The organism is Natrarchaeobius versutus (assembly GCF_041205745.1).
Classification (GTDB): Archaea; Halobacteriota; Halobacteria; order Halobacteriales; family Natrialbaceae; genus Natrarchaeobius; species Natrarchaeobius versutus.
In genome coordinates, this window is record NZ_JBGFCC010000002.1 from 272,226 (window position 1) to 288,263 (window position 16,038).

18 protein-coding genes are annotated in these 16,038 nt (G+C 63.3%); 10 read left to right on the forward strand and 8 right to left on the reverse strand.

What is annotated here, in order from left to right; translation table 11 throughout:
- Positions 1-45: 45 nt before the first annotated feature.
- Complete coding sequence (locus AB7C87_RS06670) at positions 46-363, reverse strand: hypothetical protein (protein WP_369728647.1); 318 nt, start codon at positions 361-363, stop codon at positions 46-48.
- A gap of 2 nt (positions 364-365) precedes the next feature.
- The gene (locus AB7C87_RS06675) at positions 366-1,361 is read right to left on the reverse strand and encodes an NOG1 family protein (RefSeq protein ID WP_369728648.1); all 996 of its coding nucleotides are present in this window, start codon (positions 1,359-1,361) and stop codon (positions 366-368) included.
- A gap of 226 nt (positions 1,362-1,587) precedes the next feature.
- Between AB7C87_RS06675 and AB7C87_RS06680 the strand changes: the two genes are divergently transcribed.
- From AB7C87_RS06680 to AB7C87_RS06705, 6 genes are all read left to right on the forward strand, one after another.
- A complete protein-coding gene (locus tag AB7C87_RS06680; protein WP_369728649.1) occupies positions 1,588-1,959 on the forward strand; it encodes a DUF5518 domain-containing protein in 372 nt (123 codons plus the stop codon).
- Positions 1,960-2,046: 87 nt separating this feature from the next.
- Positions 2,047-3,546: a citrate/2-methylcitrate synthase gene (locus AB7C87_RS06685; protein ID WP_369728650.1), complete on the forward strand. Its 1,500-nt coding sequence runs from the start codon at positions 2,047-2,049 to the stop codon at positions 3,544-3,546.
- Positions 3,547-3,700: 154 nt separating this feature from the next.
- Positions 3,701-4,930 carry an extracellular solute-binding protein gene (locus AB7C87_RS06690; RefSeq protein WP_369728651.1) on the forward strand — a complete coding sequence of 410 codons (1,230 nt, stop codon included), beginning with the start codon at positions 3,701-3,703 and terminating at the stop codon, positions 4,928-4,930.
- Positions 4,931-4,937: 7 nt separating this feature from the next.
- Positions 4,938-5,858 carry an ABC transporter permease gene (locus AB7C87_RS06695; RefSeq protein ID WP_369728652.1) on the forward strand — a complete coding sequence of 307 codons (921 nt, stop codon included), beginning with the start codon at positions 4,938-4,940 and terminating at the stop codon, positions 5,856-5,858.
- 2 nt (positions 5,859-5,860) lie between these two features.
- Positions 5,861-6,772 (forward strand): ABC transporter permease, encoded by a 912-nt coding sequence (locus tag AB7C87_RS06700; protein WP_369728653.1) that lies wholly within the window; start codon positions 5,861-5,863, stop codon positions 6,770-6,772.
- A 70-nt stretch (positions 6,773-6,842) separates the two neighbouring features.
- Positions 6,843-7,853, forward strand: a complete 1,011-nt coding sequence (locus AB7C87_RS06705) for an ABC transporter ATP-binding protein (RefSeq protein WP_369728654.1) — start codon at positions 6,843-6,845, stop codon at positions 7,851-7,853.
- Between the two features lie 192 nt (positions 7,854-8,045).
- On the opposite strand, the gene AB7C87_RS06710 is transcribed toward AB7C87_RS06705, so the two are convergent.
- Complete coding sequence (locus tag AB7C87_RS06710) at positions 8,046-9,083, reverse strand: PH domain-containing protein (protein WP_369728655.1); 1,038 nt, start codon at positions 9,081-9,083, stop codon at positions 8,046-8,048.
- 47 nt (positions 9,084-9,130) lie between these two features.
- On the reverse strand, positions 9,131-9,421 hold the full coding sequence (locus tag AB7C87_RS06715) for a DUF8143 family protein (RefSeq protein ID WP_369728656.1): 291 nt from the start codon (positions 9,419-9,421) through the stop codon (positions 9,131-9,133).
- A 61-nt stretch (positions 9,422-9,482) separates the two neighbouring features.
- On the opposite strand from AB7C87_RS06715, the gene AB7C87_RS06720 reads away from it, so the two are divergent.
- From AB7C87_RS06720 to AB7C87_RS06735, 4 genes are all read left to right on the forward strand, one after another.
- On the forward strand, positions 9,483-9,695 hold the full coding sequence (locus AB7C87_RS06720) for a zinc ribbon domain-containing protein (RefSeq protein ID WP_369728657.1): 213 nt from the start codon (positions 9,483-9,485) through the stop codon (positions 9,693-9,695).
- 191 nt (positions 9,696-9,886) lie between these two features.
- Entirely contained in the window at positions 9,887-10,600 is a 714-nt protein-coding gene (locus AB7C87_RS06725) for a V-type ATP synthase subunit D (protein WP_369728658.1), read from the forward strand.
- A 63-nt stretch (positions 10,601-10,663) separates the two neighbouring features.
- The gene (locus AB7C87_RS06730; protein ID WP_369728659.1) at positions 10,664-11,065 is read left to right on the forward strand and encodes a DUF6276 family protein; all 402 of its coding nucleotides are present in this window, start codon (positions 10,664-10,666) and stop codon (positions 11,063-11,065) included.
- 177 nt (positions 11,066-11,242) lie between these two features.
- Positions 11,243-11,932 (forward strand): hypothetical protein, encoded by a 690-nt coding sequence (locus tag AB7C87_RS06735; protein WP_369728660.1) that lies wholly within the window; start codon positions 11,243-11,245, stop codon positions 11,930-11,932.
- Between the two features lie 85 nt (positions 11,933-12,017).
- Here the strand turns inward: AB7C87_RS06735 and AB7C87_RS06740 are convergent, their stop codons facing one another.
- From AB7C87_RS06740 to AB7C87_RS06755, 4 genes are all read right to left on the reverse strand, one after another.
- Positions 12,018-12,410, reverse strand: a complete 393-nt coding sequence (locus tag AB7C87_RS06740) for a DUF5811 family protein (RefSeq protein WP_369728661.1) — start codon at positions 12,408-12,410, stop codon at positions 12,018-12,020.
- Positions 12,411-12,525: 115 nt separating this feature from the next.
- Positions 12,526-13,023 (reverse strand): pyruvoyl-dependent arginine decarboxylase, encoded by a 498-nt coding sequence (locus AB7C87_RS06745; RefSeq protein ID WP_369728662.1) that lies wholly within the window; start codon positions 13,021-13,023, stop codon positions 12,526-12,528.
- Between the two features lie 354 nt (positions 13,024-13,377).
- A complete protein-coding gene (locus AB7C87_RS06750; RefSeq protein WP_369728663.1) occupies positions 13,378-14,535 on the reverse strand; it encodes a hypothetical protein in 1,158 nt (385 codons plus the stop codon).
- Positions 14,536-14,662: 127 nt separating this feature from the next.
- Positions 14,663-15,991, reverse strand: a complete 1,329-nt coding sequence (locus AB7C87_RS06755; RefSeq protein ID WP_369728664.1) for an MFS transporter — start codon at positions 15,989-15,991, stop codon at positions 14,663-14,665.
- Positions 15,992-16,038 lie beyond the last annotated feature (47 nt).

Genomic DNA, 16,038 nt, shown 5'->3' on the forward strand with positions numbered 1-16,038 from the left:
ACGTCCGTTTGGCTGTTGGGCGACTCCGACCGTGGGACGAGACGGTCAGCGGTTTCGAAACCGGTCGAGCGGACTCGAGAGCGACCGTTCGCTCCCATCGTCCGGCTGTCGACTCTCGGATTCCACCTCGCTCGAGGCGACGTCGGTACGTCCGAGTCGACGTCGAATCCAGGTTCGCGGCCCGCCGATTTTGTTGACGAGATACGTCGGGAGATACAGCGCGACGAGTCCGATCGCGAACATCCCGACGCCGGCGGCGATTCGTCCCGTTCGAACGAACTCGGCGCCGACGATGAACATCGGGCCGGCCATCGAGAGCCCGGCGGCGGTCTGGAGCATCCAGAGAATTCCCGGACTCTTCATCGTCACCCCTCGAAGGGAAGCTTCGGTTCGTAGTCGATCGCCTCGATCGCCGCCTCGAGGACGGTCTCGACGTTCTCGCCGGTTTCGACGCTCATGCGGTAGTCGTCGTTCATCTCCGCGACTGCGTCGTCGGTCCAGACCTCCGCCCGGTCGACTTTGTTCGCGACGGTGAGGACGGGAACGGCCTCGAATCGGGCCGCGATCGCGTCCCGAAGTTCGAGTTGGGACTCGAGTGGGTAGCCACACTCGCCGCTCGGATCGAGGACGACGAGCATGCAGTCGGCGAGGTGTTCGATCGCGCTGACCGCCTGGGATTCGATCTCGTTTCGCTCGGCCGGCGGACGGTCGAGGAGGCCGGGCGTGTCGACGATCTGGTAGCGGATGTGATCTCGCTCGAAGTGGCCGACTCCAATACCTTTCGTCGTAAACGGGTAGGAAGCGGTCTCACCGCGAGCGTTAGTGACGTCGTTGACGAGCGAGGATTTGCCGACGTTCGGATAGCCGGCGACGACGATCGTCGGCTCCTCGGGATCGATCTCCGGGAGGTCCCGAAGGTCGTTGCGGGATTTGTTGATATACAACAGTTCGTCGTCGACCTGTTCGACGATGTCGGCAAGCCGTGCGAACGCCTGTTTGCGGTGCTTTCGAGCCGTGTCGACGTCGGTCTTCCGAAGCTTCGACTGGTACTCCTCGTGGATTTCGCGGGCCTTCCTGCTGGCCCACATCACCTCCGAGAGACTCTGACGGAGCTCGTCGACGTCGACGATCGCATCCGCGAGTTCGTAGTAAAACGGGTGGACGTCGTCCTCGTACGCGAAGTCCGGCCAGGCCGTCACCACGTTCTCGAGATTGTCCGAGATGATGTTCGCCGCCGTCTGGAGCATCGACTGCTGGGCGTCGAGTCCCCCCTGGGCCCGCCCGGCACGCGCCGCCCGCGAGAACGCCTTGTCGATCAGCTCTTCCGACGTGGGCGTCGTCGGAAGGTCTTCGAAAATCATACTCCGTCGTAGGATGCGCCACCGTAAAAGGTCGTTCGTTATGAGCCGCGCTGGCCACAGTCTCGAGCGATCGCTCGTGAAATGCTCGAGACGGGATATAGTAGCCACTGCACGTCAGTACACACCTGCTCGCCAGACGTGTCGGCGATCAGTGTGTCAATTGTTGCCGTTGTTGCTACAGAACGACGACCGTGATGTTATTCCTCCTGGTCGCCATAGGACCGCCATGACCGACTGGCGTGCCGTCATCATCGGCTTTCTCGTCATCACCGTACTAGGGGCGATTGGACTCACGTTACCCGGCGTCGGCCAGCTCGCGGCGGGACTCGTCGGCGGTTTCGTCGCCGGCTACCTCGCCGGTGGCGGACTCGGGCGAGGCTTCTGGCACGGGTTGCTCGCGGGCGCGTTCGGGGGGATCGTGACCGGATTACTGCTGGCGCTCGTCGTCGGGGTCGCCGGCTGGGCCGGCGGCCCCGTCGGCGGGCTGATCTCCGGGGTCGCCGGAATCGGTATTTTCGCCGTCGCCATCGTCCTCTCGTTCGTGCTGGCCATCGAGAGCGCGATCGCCGGCGCGCTCGGAGCCCTCCTCGAGTCCTGATCGATTGCGACGTCGCCCGACGGCATCGCATCGCTACGCTTGTCCGGTAGTCTTACGAGCGCAGAAGGCGACCGTGGAGCCATCGTGGTGCCATCGGTGTTCGATCCGGAACTCGAGTCGATTACTGTCGCCGAGACGAAACTCTGTGACGTCGACGGCGAGGCCGGCGAGTTGATCGTTCGTGGCTATCCCATCGAGGAGCTCGCGGCAAACGCGGGCTACGAGGAGAGTCTCTTTTTGCTCCTCGAGGGGCGACTGCCGACGGCCGACGAACTCGAGCGGTTCCGTGAGGCGCTTTCGGCCCGGCGGGCACTCCCACCGGTCGTGGACGACCTCCTCCGCGAGGCGGCTCGAGCCGACGGTTCGCCGATGGACGCCGTTCGGATGGGCGTCGCGGCCGTCCCCCTCGAGACGATGGACACGGCTCAGAACGCGTCGGTGATAACCGGGACGGAGGTCCCCGTCGCGGCGGAGCCGGTTCGGCAGGTGGTGTTACGCCTCGTGGCGGTCGTTCCGACGATCGTCGCCACCTACTGGCGCTACCAGCGGGGCCAGGAACCCATCGAGTCCCGTCCCGACCTGGATCACGTCGCGAACTACCTGTACCTGCTCACCGGCGAGAAGCCGACACCCGCCGAACGCCGCGGCCTCGAGACGTTCTTCGTCACGGTCCTCGAACACGGGCTCAACCCGTCGACGTTCACCGCGCGGACGGTCGTCTCCACCGAGTCCGACCTCGTCTCGGCGATCACCGCGGCCGTCGGCTCGTTCAAAGGCCCTCGCCACGGCGGCAACCTCGATTCGGTCTTCGCGACGCTCCGAGAGGTCCACGACGCCGGGGATGGGGAGCGCTACGTCCGTAAGCGACTCGAGGCCGGCGAACGACTCGAGGGGTTCGGTCACCGAATCTACCGCGTCCGCGATCCGCGGGCGGCCGTGCTCGCGGCCGCCGCGGAACGGTTTTACGAGCGAGCGGGGGAGGACGACCTCCTCGAGAGCATCCGGGAGTTCGAGACGGTCGCGGAGGGGGTACTCTCCGAACGGATGCCGACGCGGGACGTTCGGGCGACGGTCGAGTTCTACGCCGCCGCGTTGCTCCACGGCGTCGGCGTTCCACCGGCGCTATTTACGGCGACGTTCGCCGCCTCGAGAGTCGGCGGCTGGTGTGCTCACTGTCTCGAGCAACTCGCCAACAACGGACTCGTCCGGCCGACAGGGCGATACGTCGGGAAGACGGGGCGAAACTGGACGCCGCTGGACGATCGGTTCGTCGCGGGCGACGACCTCGTTCGAACGCCCGCCCGGTCGTCACTCGAGCCCGTCTCGGAGACGCTCTCGGTGCTCTCGGAACCCAACCGGTTGCAGATCCTCCTCGCGCTCGCGGAGCGCGAGGAACCGATCGCGTACTCGACGCTCCGTGCGTCGGTATCGACGGAGGACAAGGGGCAGTTCAACTACCACCTCAGACAGCTTCGGGAGTACTTCGTCGCCGATCGGGAGGAGGGGTACGAACTGACCGACGCCGGCCGAACGGTCGTCGACGCCGTCCTGACCGAAGATCGACTGCTCGAGGATTTACTCGAGTAAGCGGGAACCGCGATTCGAATCAGGACCAAATGAAGAGACAACCAGTCCGTAACTACGTTTCGTCGCATAGTCCTCCGTAGCCGTATGTCCGGTCCACACCCCAATATAGTGGAATTAGCAACAGACTAATAATAACGCACGAGCCGTACGGTCGATGACGGATTCAACTCCGAACGCGACTCGGCGGCGCGTTCTTTTCGGTGGTGCCACCGGTCTCGGACTACTCGCGGGCTGTCTGAGCGACGACGACGGCAACGGTGATACCACCGACACTGGGGGCAACGGGGGCAACGGTAGCTCGAGCGGAAACGACGATGGCGACGGTGGCAGTGACGGCGACGTGTCGGGCGAGGAGTACGACGTCGGCTACGACGAACACCAGACGATCGTGAGCGCTTCGGCGTTCCCGGATGAACTGCGAATCTACGCCGTTCAGACCGGCTGGTCGAACTGGGACGCGGTGATGGAGAACTTCGAGGCCGAGTACGGCGTCGCGCTCTACGACGCACAGGGATCCTCGGGCGAGGCGCTCCAGGACGCGCGATCGAACGCCGGAAATCCGACCCACTCCGCGTTCAACGGCGGCTACTCCTTCGCCCTGGAGGCGATGAACGACGGGCTGACGACGGCGTACAAGCCGGCGAACTGGGACGCCGTGCCGGACGAACTCAAAACGAACAACGGCCACGTGACGGCGACCAGACAGATGACGACCGCCGTCACGTACCGGGCGGACGTCTACGAGGAGCGCGGTCTGGACGCCCCCGAAACGTGGGAAGACCTCAAACACCCGGATATCGCCCAGGACCTCGCCTTTACGCCGCCACACACCGCGAACGGCCTCGCTTCGGCGCTGTCGGTCAACAACGCCTACGGCGGCTCGGTGTCGAATCTCGACCCCCTCATCGAGTACCACGAGGAGATCCACGAACACGGGGCGGATTTCCGCCGGAACATCGAGGGTGACGTCACGAGCGGCGAGATTTCGACCGTCGTCGAATACGACTACTCCGGGTTGAACATGAAGTACAACGTCGACGAGATCGATGAGAGCCAACTCGAGGTAGCGATCCTCACCGGCCCGAACGGCGAGGACGGCGCGATGAACGTGCCCTACGGCTACGCGTTACTCGAGAACGCGCCGAACCCCGAGGCGGCGAAACTCTTTATGGACTACGTGCTCACGCTCGAAGGCCAGGAGGTGTTTTTCGACGCCTTCGTCCGACCGATTCGGGCGGACGAACTCGATCAGCCAGCGGAGTTCCCCGACCAGGCCGACTACGACGCCGCCGAGTTCGCGCTCGACCAGGAGGAACTGGTCGAAAACCAGGAGGCGATCCAACAGGAGATCACCGAACGGACGCCCCTTCAGGGCGCTCAGTGAGGATTCGATGTCGGTTCAGCGCTCTCGCACGCGACGTATTCGCCGGCTGTCTGCGGGCGCACGCTCGATCGCGTTTCCGGCAACCGAACGCGAGCGCGAGCGACGGCGGATCGCGATCATGTGCCTGCCGTTTTTCGTCCTCGCGACGTTCGCGGGGTTCGTCCCGCTCGTCGTGATGGCGCGAATGAGCCTCTCGGCCGAAAACCTCGAGAACGCCGGGTGGAGTCTCGCCGCGTGGGAGACGCTCCTCGCCGAACCGGTCTACCGCGAGATCGCCTGGAACACCCTGTGGTTTGCGACCGCGGCGACGCTCGTCAGCGTCGCGCTCGGCGTCGCGATCGCCCACGCAATCGAGAAGTACTCGCTTCCCTTCGAGCGCGTCCTCGTCGCGGCGGTTTCGTTCCCTATCGCGTTACCGGGGATCGTCGTCGCGTTCATGGTCATCGTCCTGCTCGGCCGGCAAGGGCTCCTGACCAACGCGGCCGCTTTCTTTACCGGCTCGAGTCCGATCGACCTCGCGACGGCGACGACCGTCTTCGGGCTCTTTCTGGGGTACGTCTACTCGCTCGTGCCACGGGCGACGATGGTGCTTCGCGGGACGTACGCGGAGGTCGATACCCGTGCCGAGGAGGCCGCGAGATCCCTCGGCGCGACGCCGCTCGAGACGTTTTATCACGTCACGCTGGCGGAGATCCGTCCGGGGATCGTCGCGGCGTTCATCCTGACGTTCCGGTCCGCGCTGGCTATCTTCGGGACGGTCCTCGTCCTCCAGGCGCTCGCCGTCGTGACGCTTCGGGTCGACTACGAACTCGGCGTCGGATTCAACACCCAGATCGCCGGCGCGATCGGGCTCGTCTACGCCGCGTTCCTGATCGCGTTTACGTTCGCCGGCCTCCGCTTCGTCGACTCGAAGGCGGTGGAGATCTGACGATGGCGGGTGAACGCATCGCCGATTCGGCCGGCACGACCGACCGCGACGGATCCGAGGCGACGGCCGAGCCCGACTGGTCCGACGCCGTGCCATCGTACTCGACCCGGTTCGGGCGACCGCTCGTCGTGGCGGTCGTCGCTCTCACGATCGCGGTGTTGGTCGTCCCGATCGTGACGACGGTCGTCTTCTCGTTCGCCGAGACGGCGACGGGGCTCGTTCCGCGCGGATTCGTCACGCTCGACCACTGGCGCCACGTGCTCGGGCTGGGCGACTACGGCGTTCGGACGAACGCGGTGCCCGGACTCGCGTTCAGCTTGGCGGTCGCGACCGGCGGAATGGTGTTGAACGTTCTCGTCGGCGTTCCGATCGCGTACGCACTCTCGCGGTACGACTTCGTCGCCCACGACTGGGTGAACACCCTCGCGATCTTGCCGCTCGTCCCCGGCGTGATCCTCGGGATCGCGTTCCTGCGGACGTACCCCTCTTATCGCGGGTCGGCGCTCGTCCTCGTCGTCGGCTACTGCCTGCTGAAATCGCCGTACATGGTGTTGACCGTCCAGAGTTCGTTTCAGTCGATGGATCTGGTTCGACTCGAGGAGAGCGCGCGATCGCTCGGGGCGTCTTGGCCGCGGGCGTTCCTGACGGTCATCGTCCCGCAGGCCAAAGACGGCATCTTGGCCGGCTGTATCATCACCTGGACGCTCGCCGCCGCGGAGTTCAACTTCACCTACATGGTCCACACCGGTGACCCGGAGCCGTTCTCGATGTTTCTCTTTCGAAATATCTCGAACGCACCGTACCTCCAGTCGGCCGCGGCGATCTCGATTTACTTCTGTATCGTCGTTTGTGCCATCGTCGCCTTACAACTGCTCGGCAATCACGGCTTCACCACCGCGAGTGATACTCGATGACAGCACGCTCCCGTTTCCGACCGCGACTGTATCGTGGAATCGACCGCCTCGGCTTTCGAGGTGATCGACCGTGAGTTCCGTCACGCTCGAGGCGATCACCAAAACGTACGGCGAGGAAGTCGCCGTCGACGGCATCGATCTCCGGATCCGCGACGGCGAGACGCTCGGCGTCGTCGGTCCCTCCGGCTGTGGAAAAACCACCACGTTGCGAACGATCGCCGGCTTCGAGACGCCGACCGAGGGTCACGTCCGCTTCGACGGCACCGACGTCACCCACGTCCCGCCGGAGAGACGACACGTCGGGCTCGTCTTCCAGTCGTACGCGCTGTTCGAGACGATGACCGTCCGCGAGAACGTCACCTTCGGTCCGAGGATGCACGGCGTCGGGCCGGAAACCCGTCGAGAGCGTGCGGACGACCTGCTCGCGATGCTCGATATCGCCGAACTGGCCGACCGCAATCCCGCAACGCTCTCCGGCGGCCAACAACAGCGAGTCGGCCTGGCTCGAGCGCTCGCGATCGAACCCCACGTCCTGTTGCTCGACGAGCCGATGACCGGCCTCGACGCCGAGCTCAAACGCCGGCTTCGCGACGAACTGGGGTCGTTACTCGACGATCTCGACGTCACGGCGCTGTACGTCACTCACGACCAGGAGGAGGCGATGGCGATGTGCGATCGGATCGCGGTGCTCGCCGACGGCCGACTGCAACAGATCGGTTCGCCGGCCGACGTCTACCGCCGGCCCGAAAACGAGTTCGTCGCCAACTTCGTCGGCACGTCGAGCCTGCTGACCGGAACGGCCGACGGGAACCGAGTCGACCTCGGATTCACCGAACTCGAGGTCGACACGGACGCGACGGGCGAGGTGACGGTCGCCGTTAGACCGACGGACGTTCACGTCGGCGGTCCGATCGAGGCGACCGTCGTCGATGCGACCTTCCTCGGGGAACGAACCGACCTCGCAGTCGAACTCCCCGACGGGACGTCAGCGACGGTGCGGGTCGACGGCCAGTACCAACCAGCGGCCGACGAAACCGTCTCGCTCGGAATCGACGCCGACCGAGTCCACGTCCTCGAGTGATACGGTCTGCTGTCAGTCATTTCCGGTGCGACCGCGACCCGTCCTGCGGTCACACCGGCACATCGTTACAGCAAACCGTATGAGTCCTTCCGGCTCTGGTGGCACTGTTTCCCCTCAGTTTATCGGCATTGATTCCTCCCAATGTAGCGACACTGTTTCGGTTACTCGGGTTTCGATCCGAACGCTACGACGTTAGCCGGACCGTTCCGTTTCGCGGCCCTGACGTGGCCCCGTATTGACGGGATCGATTCCGTCGCTCCGTCGCTCGAGCGTCGCCGCGACCGTCTCGGGATCGTCGATCACCGATCGAGCACACCGGATCGTCGCCGCGCCTCGACACTCGACGATCAGGGTCGACTCGTCGAGACGGACGGCCGTCACGTCCTCCCACGGCACGAATCGGTCTCCAAGCGGACGCTCGTCGACGAGCCCGCCGTCGTGGACTCGAAGCGTCGGCAGGTGCGATCGATCGAATTCCGCACTCGTCGACCAGTCGGTTCCGTACACCCGCCGTCGCGTCCGATCCGGCAAGAGAGCGTGTAAACGCGTGTTCTCACCGCTATTTTCGAACTGGACTCGATGCGAGAGGCCGACGAAGATAAACGAGAGGCCGAGGACGCCCACGAAGACGCCGCTTCCGGCGATCGCTAGCGACGACCGGGGAACGCCGTCGATTCCCCCGGACGAAGCGACGAAGCCGAGAGCGACGGCCCCGGCGAGACACGCGACGCCGATGCCGAGGGTCCGACGGACGCCGTTCGGGTGCAGTCGGGGAACCGTCAGCGATGGCTCGTCGGGTGCCATCGCTCGAGCGTACCGCGTCCGGGCCATCGAGGCGACTCCGAGCGCCGCGAGGAACGTCCCGACGAGCCCGAATCCGGTCCCGACGACGGTTTCGGGCGGGATCGACGGAACTCGAGAGACGATCGGAGTTGCGAGCGCGAACGCGGCTGGCACGAGAAACGGGAGCGCGAGCGACCGGCGGCGTTGGCCGAGCCGTTCCGGGAGGCCGTCGACCCCGCTCGCGAGGAGCGCGCCGACCACCAGGCCGAGGGTGGCCGCCGTGGTGACCGTGCCGACGACGACGGACGTCGACCCGCCGGCCGCGAGCGCGACGGTGATCGCGCCGCTTACGAACAGGACGGCGACGGCGGCACCGACGCCGGCGACGAAACCGGCATCTGGCGAACCGAGATCCGTGGGGAGGGGTTTCGATTCTGGCTGGGACACGGTTCGTCCATCGATACGACGCCGGAGCGAAAATACGTATTCCCGTCTCAGCGTTCGTCCCGATCCGACTCGAGCCCCCAGGAGCCGTACTCGAGGCGGTCGTTGTCGGCGTTCGCGGACGCACTCGAGTCGTCGGAATCGTCTTCACCAGTCGTCGCCGTCGAAGGGGCCGAGGGTGCATTCGGCGGACGTCCGCCTCGGTCTTTCGCCTCGCGCTCGGCCGTCTCGCGGTCGACGACCGTCGGGTTCGACGTCTCGGCGTCGATCAGCAGGTACAACACGAGCGGTGCGCCGAGTCCGAACAGGACGAACAACAGGACGATTACACCTCCGGTCATCGCGCTCGAGTTCGACCGCCCACCGGAAGACATTTACCATACTCGTCTGACACTACCGGGTATGAACGATCACGACCGAGACGAACACGGCTGTCCGAAGTGCGGCCACACCGAGACCGAGGTCGACGACATCTCGACGACGGGAACCGGACTCTCGAAGTTCTTCGACATCCAGAACCGCCGGTTCCGGGTCGTCTCCTGTACGAACTGCGGCTACGCGGAACTGTACAAAGGCGGGCGGACGAACGACATGGTCGACCTGTTTCTTGGGTGAATCCGTCGTCGACTTCGGACGCTTCGGCGCTCGCCTCGAGACGACGCTCTGTCTTCGTCTGCTGACGTTCGTCTCGAGGCGACGGTCCGGCTTCGGTTCGACTCGAGCCTGCCGACGACGCCGAGCGGGCCGAAACCCGCCGACTGAAACTGTAAACAGTTATCCGACTGGGAACGCAAGCCACCACCAAGATGGCCAAGGACGTCAAACCAACCCGCAAGAATTTGATGGAGATCGAGGATCGCATCGAACTCTCCGAGCGGGGTCACGGCACCCTGGAAAAGAAACGGGACGGGCTGATCATGGAGTTCATGGACATCCTGGACAAGGCCCAGGACGTCCGCGGTGAGCTTTCCGACGACTACCAGGAGGCCCAGAAGAAGATCAACATGGCTCGCGCGATGGAGGGTGACGTCGCCGTTCGCGGGGCCGCCGCGGCACTCCAGGAACACCCCGAGATCACCACCGAGTCGAAGAACATCATGGGCGTCGTCGTCCCGCAGATCGAGTCCTCGCGCGTCTCGAAGAGTCTCGACGAGCGCGGCTACGGGATCATGGGCACCTCCGCCCGAATCGACGAGGCCGCAGAGGCCTACGAAGATCTCCTCGAGAGCATCATCCTCGCCGCGGAAGTCGAGACCGCGATGAAGAAGATGCTCCGCGAGATCGAGACGACCAAACGCCGTGTCAACGCCCTCGAGTTCAAACTCTTGCCCGAACTCTACGAGAACCAGGAGTACATCGAGCAGAAACTCGAAGAACAGGAACGCGAGGAGACGTTCCGTCTGAAGAAGATCAAAGAGAAGAAAGAACAGGAGGAAAAGGAAGAACGCGAGGCCGAAGAAGAAGCGGCCGAGGAACCCGAGATGGAACAGGCGACTGCAGGCGGCGTCCCCGGCAACTGAGCGGACCTCCGGCGCCCGTCTCCGACCGATACCGTTTCGGACGAGGGCATCGATCTCACTGCTATGGCCTGTCTCGAGTGCGAAGCGCCGACGGTTTCGTTTGCCGTCCCGTCCGAGTTTCGCGAGTACACACCCGAATCGGCGAGCGACGTCGAGTTCTGTACGCGGTGTCTCACACTCGAGCCAGCCGGCTCGAGCCCCGCTCAGTCGATAGATCCAGATTTCTCACGCGTCAGCGACTCGTTTCCAGAAAGCGCCGACCGTGCGATCCCGCTCGCGCTGGCGCTTGGGCACTGTACGTCGCTCGCGACGAATCGGTCGACGATCGAGTCGCTCTTCCGTGAGGTCGAACGCGCGGGTGCCGACCCTCTGCTCGCCATCGATCGACTCCAGCGCGATCCGTCGGTCGAACCGGCCTTCGACCTCGAGCGTCGAGCACACCAGATCGAACAGCTACTGTACTGATCGGACTACTACCCCGATCTGGCGGTGGGATCGGGTCGTACCGGAACCGACGGACGGAAACCGTGTGAGTGGCAGTCATCGGATATTCGGACACCGGTTTCGGCCATCGGAGAGTGGAAGGGTACGCCAGCAGTTCGCTCCAAAAAACATTTACTATTCCGACAAGTGGGTCGCTGTATGAAGCGGCGTCGACTGCTCGGAACTGCCGCAGTGACGGGCGCGCTCGCGGGCTGTCTCGACGGGTTTTGGGTCGATGGAACCGCCAGTGACTCGAGTCACGATCGGACGGTCACCGATTCGGTGGGGGCTGGCGGAGACGCCGATCCGAATCGGAACCAAACCCGCGGTGAATCGGAAAACGAGACGGACGGCGAGGCGGAAACCGAACAGACGGTCGCCCAGCAGTTCGACTGCGAATCGGCCCGCCGGCCGTCGTGTGACGTCGAGGCCGGCGAGTACGTCTTCGAGGCTGGTGACACCGCCTACGAGACCGTCGGCACCGTAGCGTACCCGAAACCGCCCGACGAGGTCACCGAATCGACCGCCCTCATCTTCGCAAAAGACCACGAGCGTTCGTATCAGCAAAACGCGGACGTCTGTCCCGAAAACGAGACGATCACGAGTTACACCGCCACCGTTCCGGCGACCGAGACGTTCGACTGGTACGACGACATTTTCGTCGTACGTCTCGAGTTAATGGTCGGTGTCGAGTACAGAGATCACGACTCCGACGTCGTCGATATCGGCGACCTCTCGAGTGCGGCCGTCTACGCGATCGACGAGACAGGTGCTGCCCGCGTCGAAACGGATCACCATCAGGAACCGGCGGATCCGATCGAGTCCGGCGAACTCGTCACCTGCTTTTGATACGACTGTCGTACCGATTTACCGGAGCGACCGCAGAACGGGTCGTGGTCGCCCGAAAATGATGGACAGCAGTCCGTCTGAGGCCTTACTTCCCGGTCGGCGTCACGTTGTCGCTTACCGCCCGTTTCACCTGGAGGGCGGCGCTTGCGGCCAGCCCGCGGGCGACCTCGCTTCGCTCGTCGGACGTGATTATCTCCTCGGTTGCGTTCTCGAGGTTGGGGGTGAAGCCGGCACTGACGGCGTGGCCGACCGGCGGCCTGACCGCGACCGTGACTTGGGGTCCCCCAACGCCGCTCGAGACGTCGGCGTCGACGACGTACTCGTCCGGGAGGAACTCGCGGGTCCGGGCGGCGATCCGCGAGACGTCGCGATGAAGCAGTCGTTTCTGTGTACTCGTGAGAGTCGGAACGTCCGCCGCTGCTCGCTTTCCGGCCTGCGTCTCACCTGGCAGCCCTGCGTACGGCGTATTTCCGTTCATAGAAGTCTGTGCCCGCACCAACGGGATGGGCAATCAAAAACGTTCGCTTTCGATGAATGCGAACAATCCGCACGGCTGGGGCCGGACGGTCGTGTCTCTTCGCCGTATCAACGGATTACAAAATCGGTTCGCTCTCGCCGTAGACGGCGAGGACGACTGCTGTGGTGTACCCGCCAGGGTCGACGTCGACGCTCTCGCAGACGACCGACGGCTCGTCGAACTGCCAGCCACGAAGCTCCTGGCCCGCGGCGAGCCCCGCTCGGACGCGTTCTTCGGCGTCGTTCGCGTCGGTTCTTCCGCCGTACTCGTAGAACAGTCCCGGACCACCGTCGACGTCCCGGGACCACGCGAGCGCCGCGCTTACCTGGGTGTCTGCTTCGCTGCGTTCGTCACCGGCGGCGGTCGCTCGAGATTCGACGACGGTCAGGCGCTCGCCGGCGGGGCCGAGATCCGGCGCGGTTCCGACGGTCTCGACGCCGACGCCCGCAGGGATCACCGAGGAGACGGCGACGAGATTGTAGTTTTCGACGCCCGCGTCGGCGAGTGCGGCGTCGTAGGATGCCATCGCCGTCGGTCCCGAGGCGGCCCCCCAGACGACTCGGATCGAACTCATAGGCGCGCTCGGGGACGCACGGCGTAAGGCGTTGCGGTTCGGGATTCGGAGTCTCGAGACACTGTCACGGAACACGCTCGACGTCGCTTCCTCGAGCGTTAACCATCGCTATCGACATCCGGCGGTACTATCCCGTTTACCATCCTGGTTCGTCTGGAGGGCGGAGTGAGATCCGTCGGTCGTTTCGAACGATCCGCTCCCGGTCATTTCGGGTGCAGCTACGAACTATTCGCGGCTACAACGGAAATCAGTTCAGCAGACCGGCCGATACGGACAGCTGTCCGTGGGTTCCGGCACAACCGCGCCCTTCTTGCGGTCGTGCCGGTAGCCGGTACATCGGTACAGGATTCCGTATCAGTCGTCCGACTCTGTCGGCTTTCTCGCGGCTTCGGACGGTGCCGCAGGATCAGTTCCACCCTCGCTGGATCGAAGGTAGAACGCTTCGGCGACGTCACCAGCTGTTTTGATCGCGCGTTTCGCGTCGACCACGGGTTCGTCACCGGTTTCCAATCGACTGCCGGGAGCTTGCTTCATCGGAATTCCGCTGTAATCGCTGTAGACTTTGTCGAGGATGAGTTCGTACAGCGTGATGTCGAGTTCGTTCGCCATCACGAACAGTGAATAGACGCCGGGCTTCGAGTCCGTGTCAGTGGCTGCGACGGGCCCCTCCACGGGATCGGTTGCATCCGCCATCTCCGGCAGGAACGGCCGCCCGCGAGTCAGCATATCGATCCGGTACTCTCGCCAGACGAGATAATCCGCGATCTTCTCGGCGTCCTCCCCGATCAGGTTCGTTCCGGGGTGGGTGGACTTGGGGCCGTAATCGCCGAACCGCATGTAGCTCTCGAGGTTGTCCATGTACACCTTGTAGTCCGGATCGGTCTGGAGTTCCATCAGCGGCGACAGACTCTCGTCGATCTCACGTCCGGTGGTCGAGTTGTCGACGGTGAACTCGACCGGATTTTCGTCGATTCTGTCGCTGAGTTTCCCCAGTTGGGCCACGTCACTGCTGATGTCGACGAGATCCGGCGCTTGTTCGGTAACTGGCTCGTCCATCGGCGACAGGACGAGCGACGAATCGGCGTCGGGATCGCGAAGTTCGTACGTGAGGTCGTACTTTTCACTGTCCTCGCTGTGTGGGCTGAGCCTGATCCGGAGCACTTCGCCGAACGCAGGACTGTTTACGTCGACGTCCCTCGCACGCACCTCCCACGATCCGTCAGGTTCTCCCTCCGGATGAAGTTCTTCGACTACCTCGAAGAGCGCAGTCAAGCGGTTTTCGCTCTGTCCCTCGGAGTAAATGTTCCGATAGATCTGGTTGCTCCGTGGGCCGAGGTGATCCTCGCCGCAGACCGCTTTCGCCGTGCTACCGGCCGCCGTGACTCCGAACTTGTCCATCGGCTGACTCGCCCTGAACACTTCGATCCGTTTGTGCAGGTTGTCGCTATCGTCGAACACTGTGACTTCCGAGAAGCCGCCGTTGCTCTTCACGCTCGAGCTAACTTGTCTCATGGTCATTGTTGACCATCCTAGTGGCCATTACCAAGTATAATAAGGCTAGGGAATGGATAGTAATTAGACACGTTTTCAATTTGTTATTAACATGTCTGAACCGGCATTCTGGCTCGACGAAAGCGAGTTACGGCGTATCCCTGGAGTCGAGGTCGAAAACCCCGGCGTCCGTCTCGTCGATCGATGGGATTCCACGAGCGGTCGGTGCGGCTGCCCAGTACAGGCCGACGACGAAGAATCCTGCTCCAGCCAACATCATGACCGTCGACGTGAGAACGAGTTCGCCGGCCGCACCGCCCAGGAGAATGCCGACGGAGGTCAGAAGGCTCGAGACACTTGCACTCGTTGCCATCACCCGTCCGAGCAGCCGGTCGGGAACTCCTTGTTGGAGGAGGGATATCGACAGGATGTTGTATATTCCGATCGGGATCCAGGCGATCGTAAACAACACCGCCGTCGGGAAGACGGACCCGAGCGCGACTGCGCCGATCCACGCAGCAGCGGTCCAAACGAATAGGCCGACCGTTGCCAGTCCAAACGAATACCTCTCGAACTCTGAAGCGAGTGCCGCGCCGAGAAAGAGCCCAAGTCCGACGCCCGCATAGAGGATTCCGTACGTCGAGGCACCCCCGATCAGGCCCGCCACATCGGCAGTACCGGAGATCGAGTCGGCGTAGGCCGGGAGAACTGCTATCGACAACCCGTTGAGAAAGTTCGCGATCCCCGTTCCGAGAACGATATACAGGACGGCCGAGTGTCCGATGATCGCCGTCCCCTCGTACAGGTTATCGAGGTAGTTTCGCAGTTTCGTTCGGAGTGTTTCGGCGCCGCCATCGGAGGTCGTCTCCCGCCGATTAGGGTCGGGAACACGAAGCAGTGTAAAAATGAGCGCGCCGAGAAGGAATGTAAACGCGTTCACGAGAAAAATTGCGACAGCCCCGAGTACGCCGATGAGAATTCCGGCCGCTGCTTTGCTTCCAGCCTCCATTCCGCGACGCGTAAACGTAAACATTGAGTTCGCTTTCACCAACTGTTCGCTACCGACGATTCGCGGAAGGGCTGCATCCATCGCCGGCCCCGAAAACTGGTCGGTAAGCGAAACGAGAAACATAACGACGAGCACGACTGCGATATCGAGCTGTCCGACGACGACCACAATCGGCACGAGAAGGACAACCGCCATCTGAACGAGTTGTGTAACCGTCAGAATGAGTCTTGGATTACGGCTGTCCACGATTGGGCCAACGAGAAAACTGAGCGTCGTCGGTACCCGTCCAAGGAAGGCCGCAAGTCCGGTAAAGAACGTGGACCCAGTTAGCTCGTACACCAACCACATCGCCGCAACGATGTAGAGGTTGTCACCGATGAGCGTGACGATCCGACCGCTAAACAGTATTCGGTACATCCGATTGGAGAATAACGATCGGTACTCGCCAATAGTATTCATCAGGTCCATAGAGACGGATTCACTTGCCAACACTTAATAATTTCTCGCATCTTGCT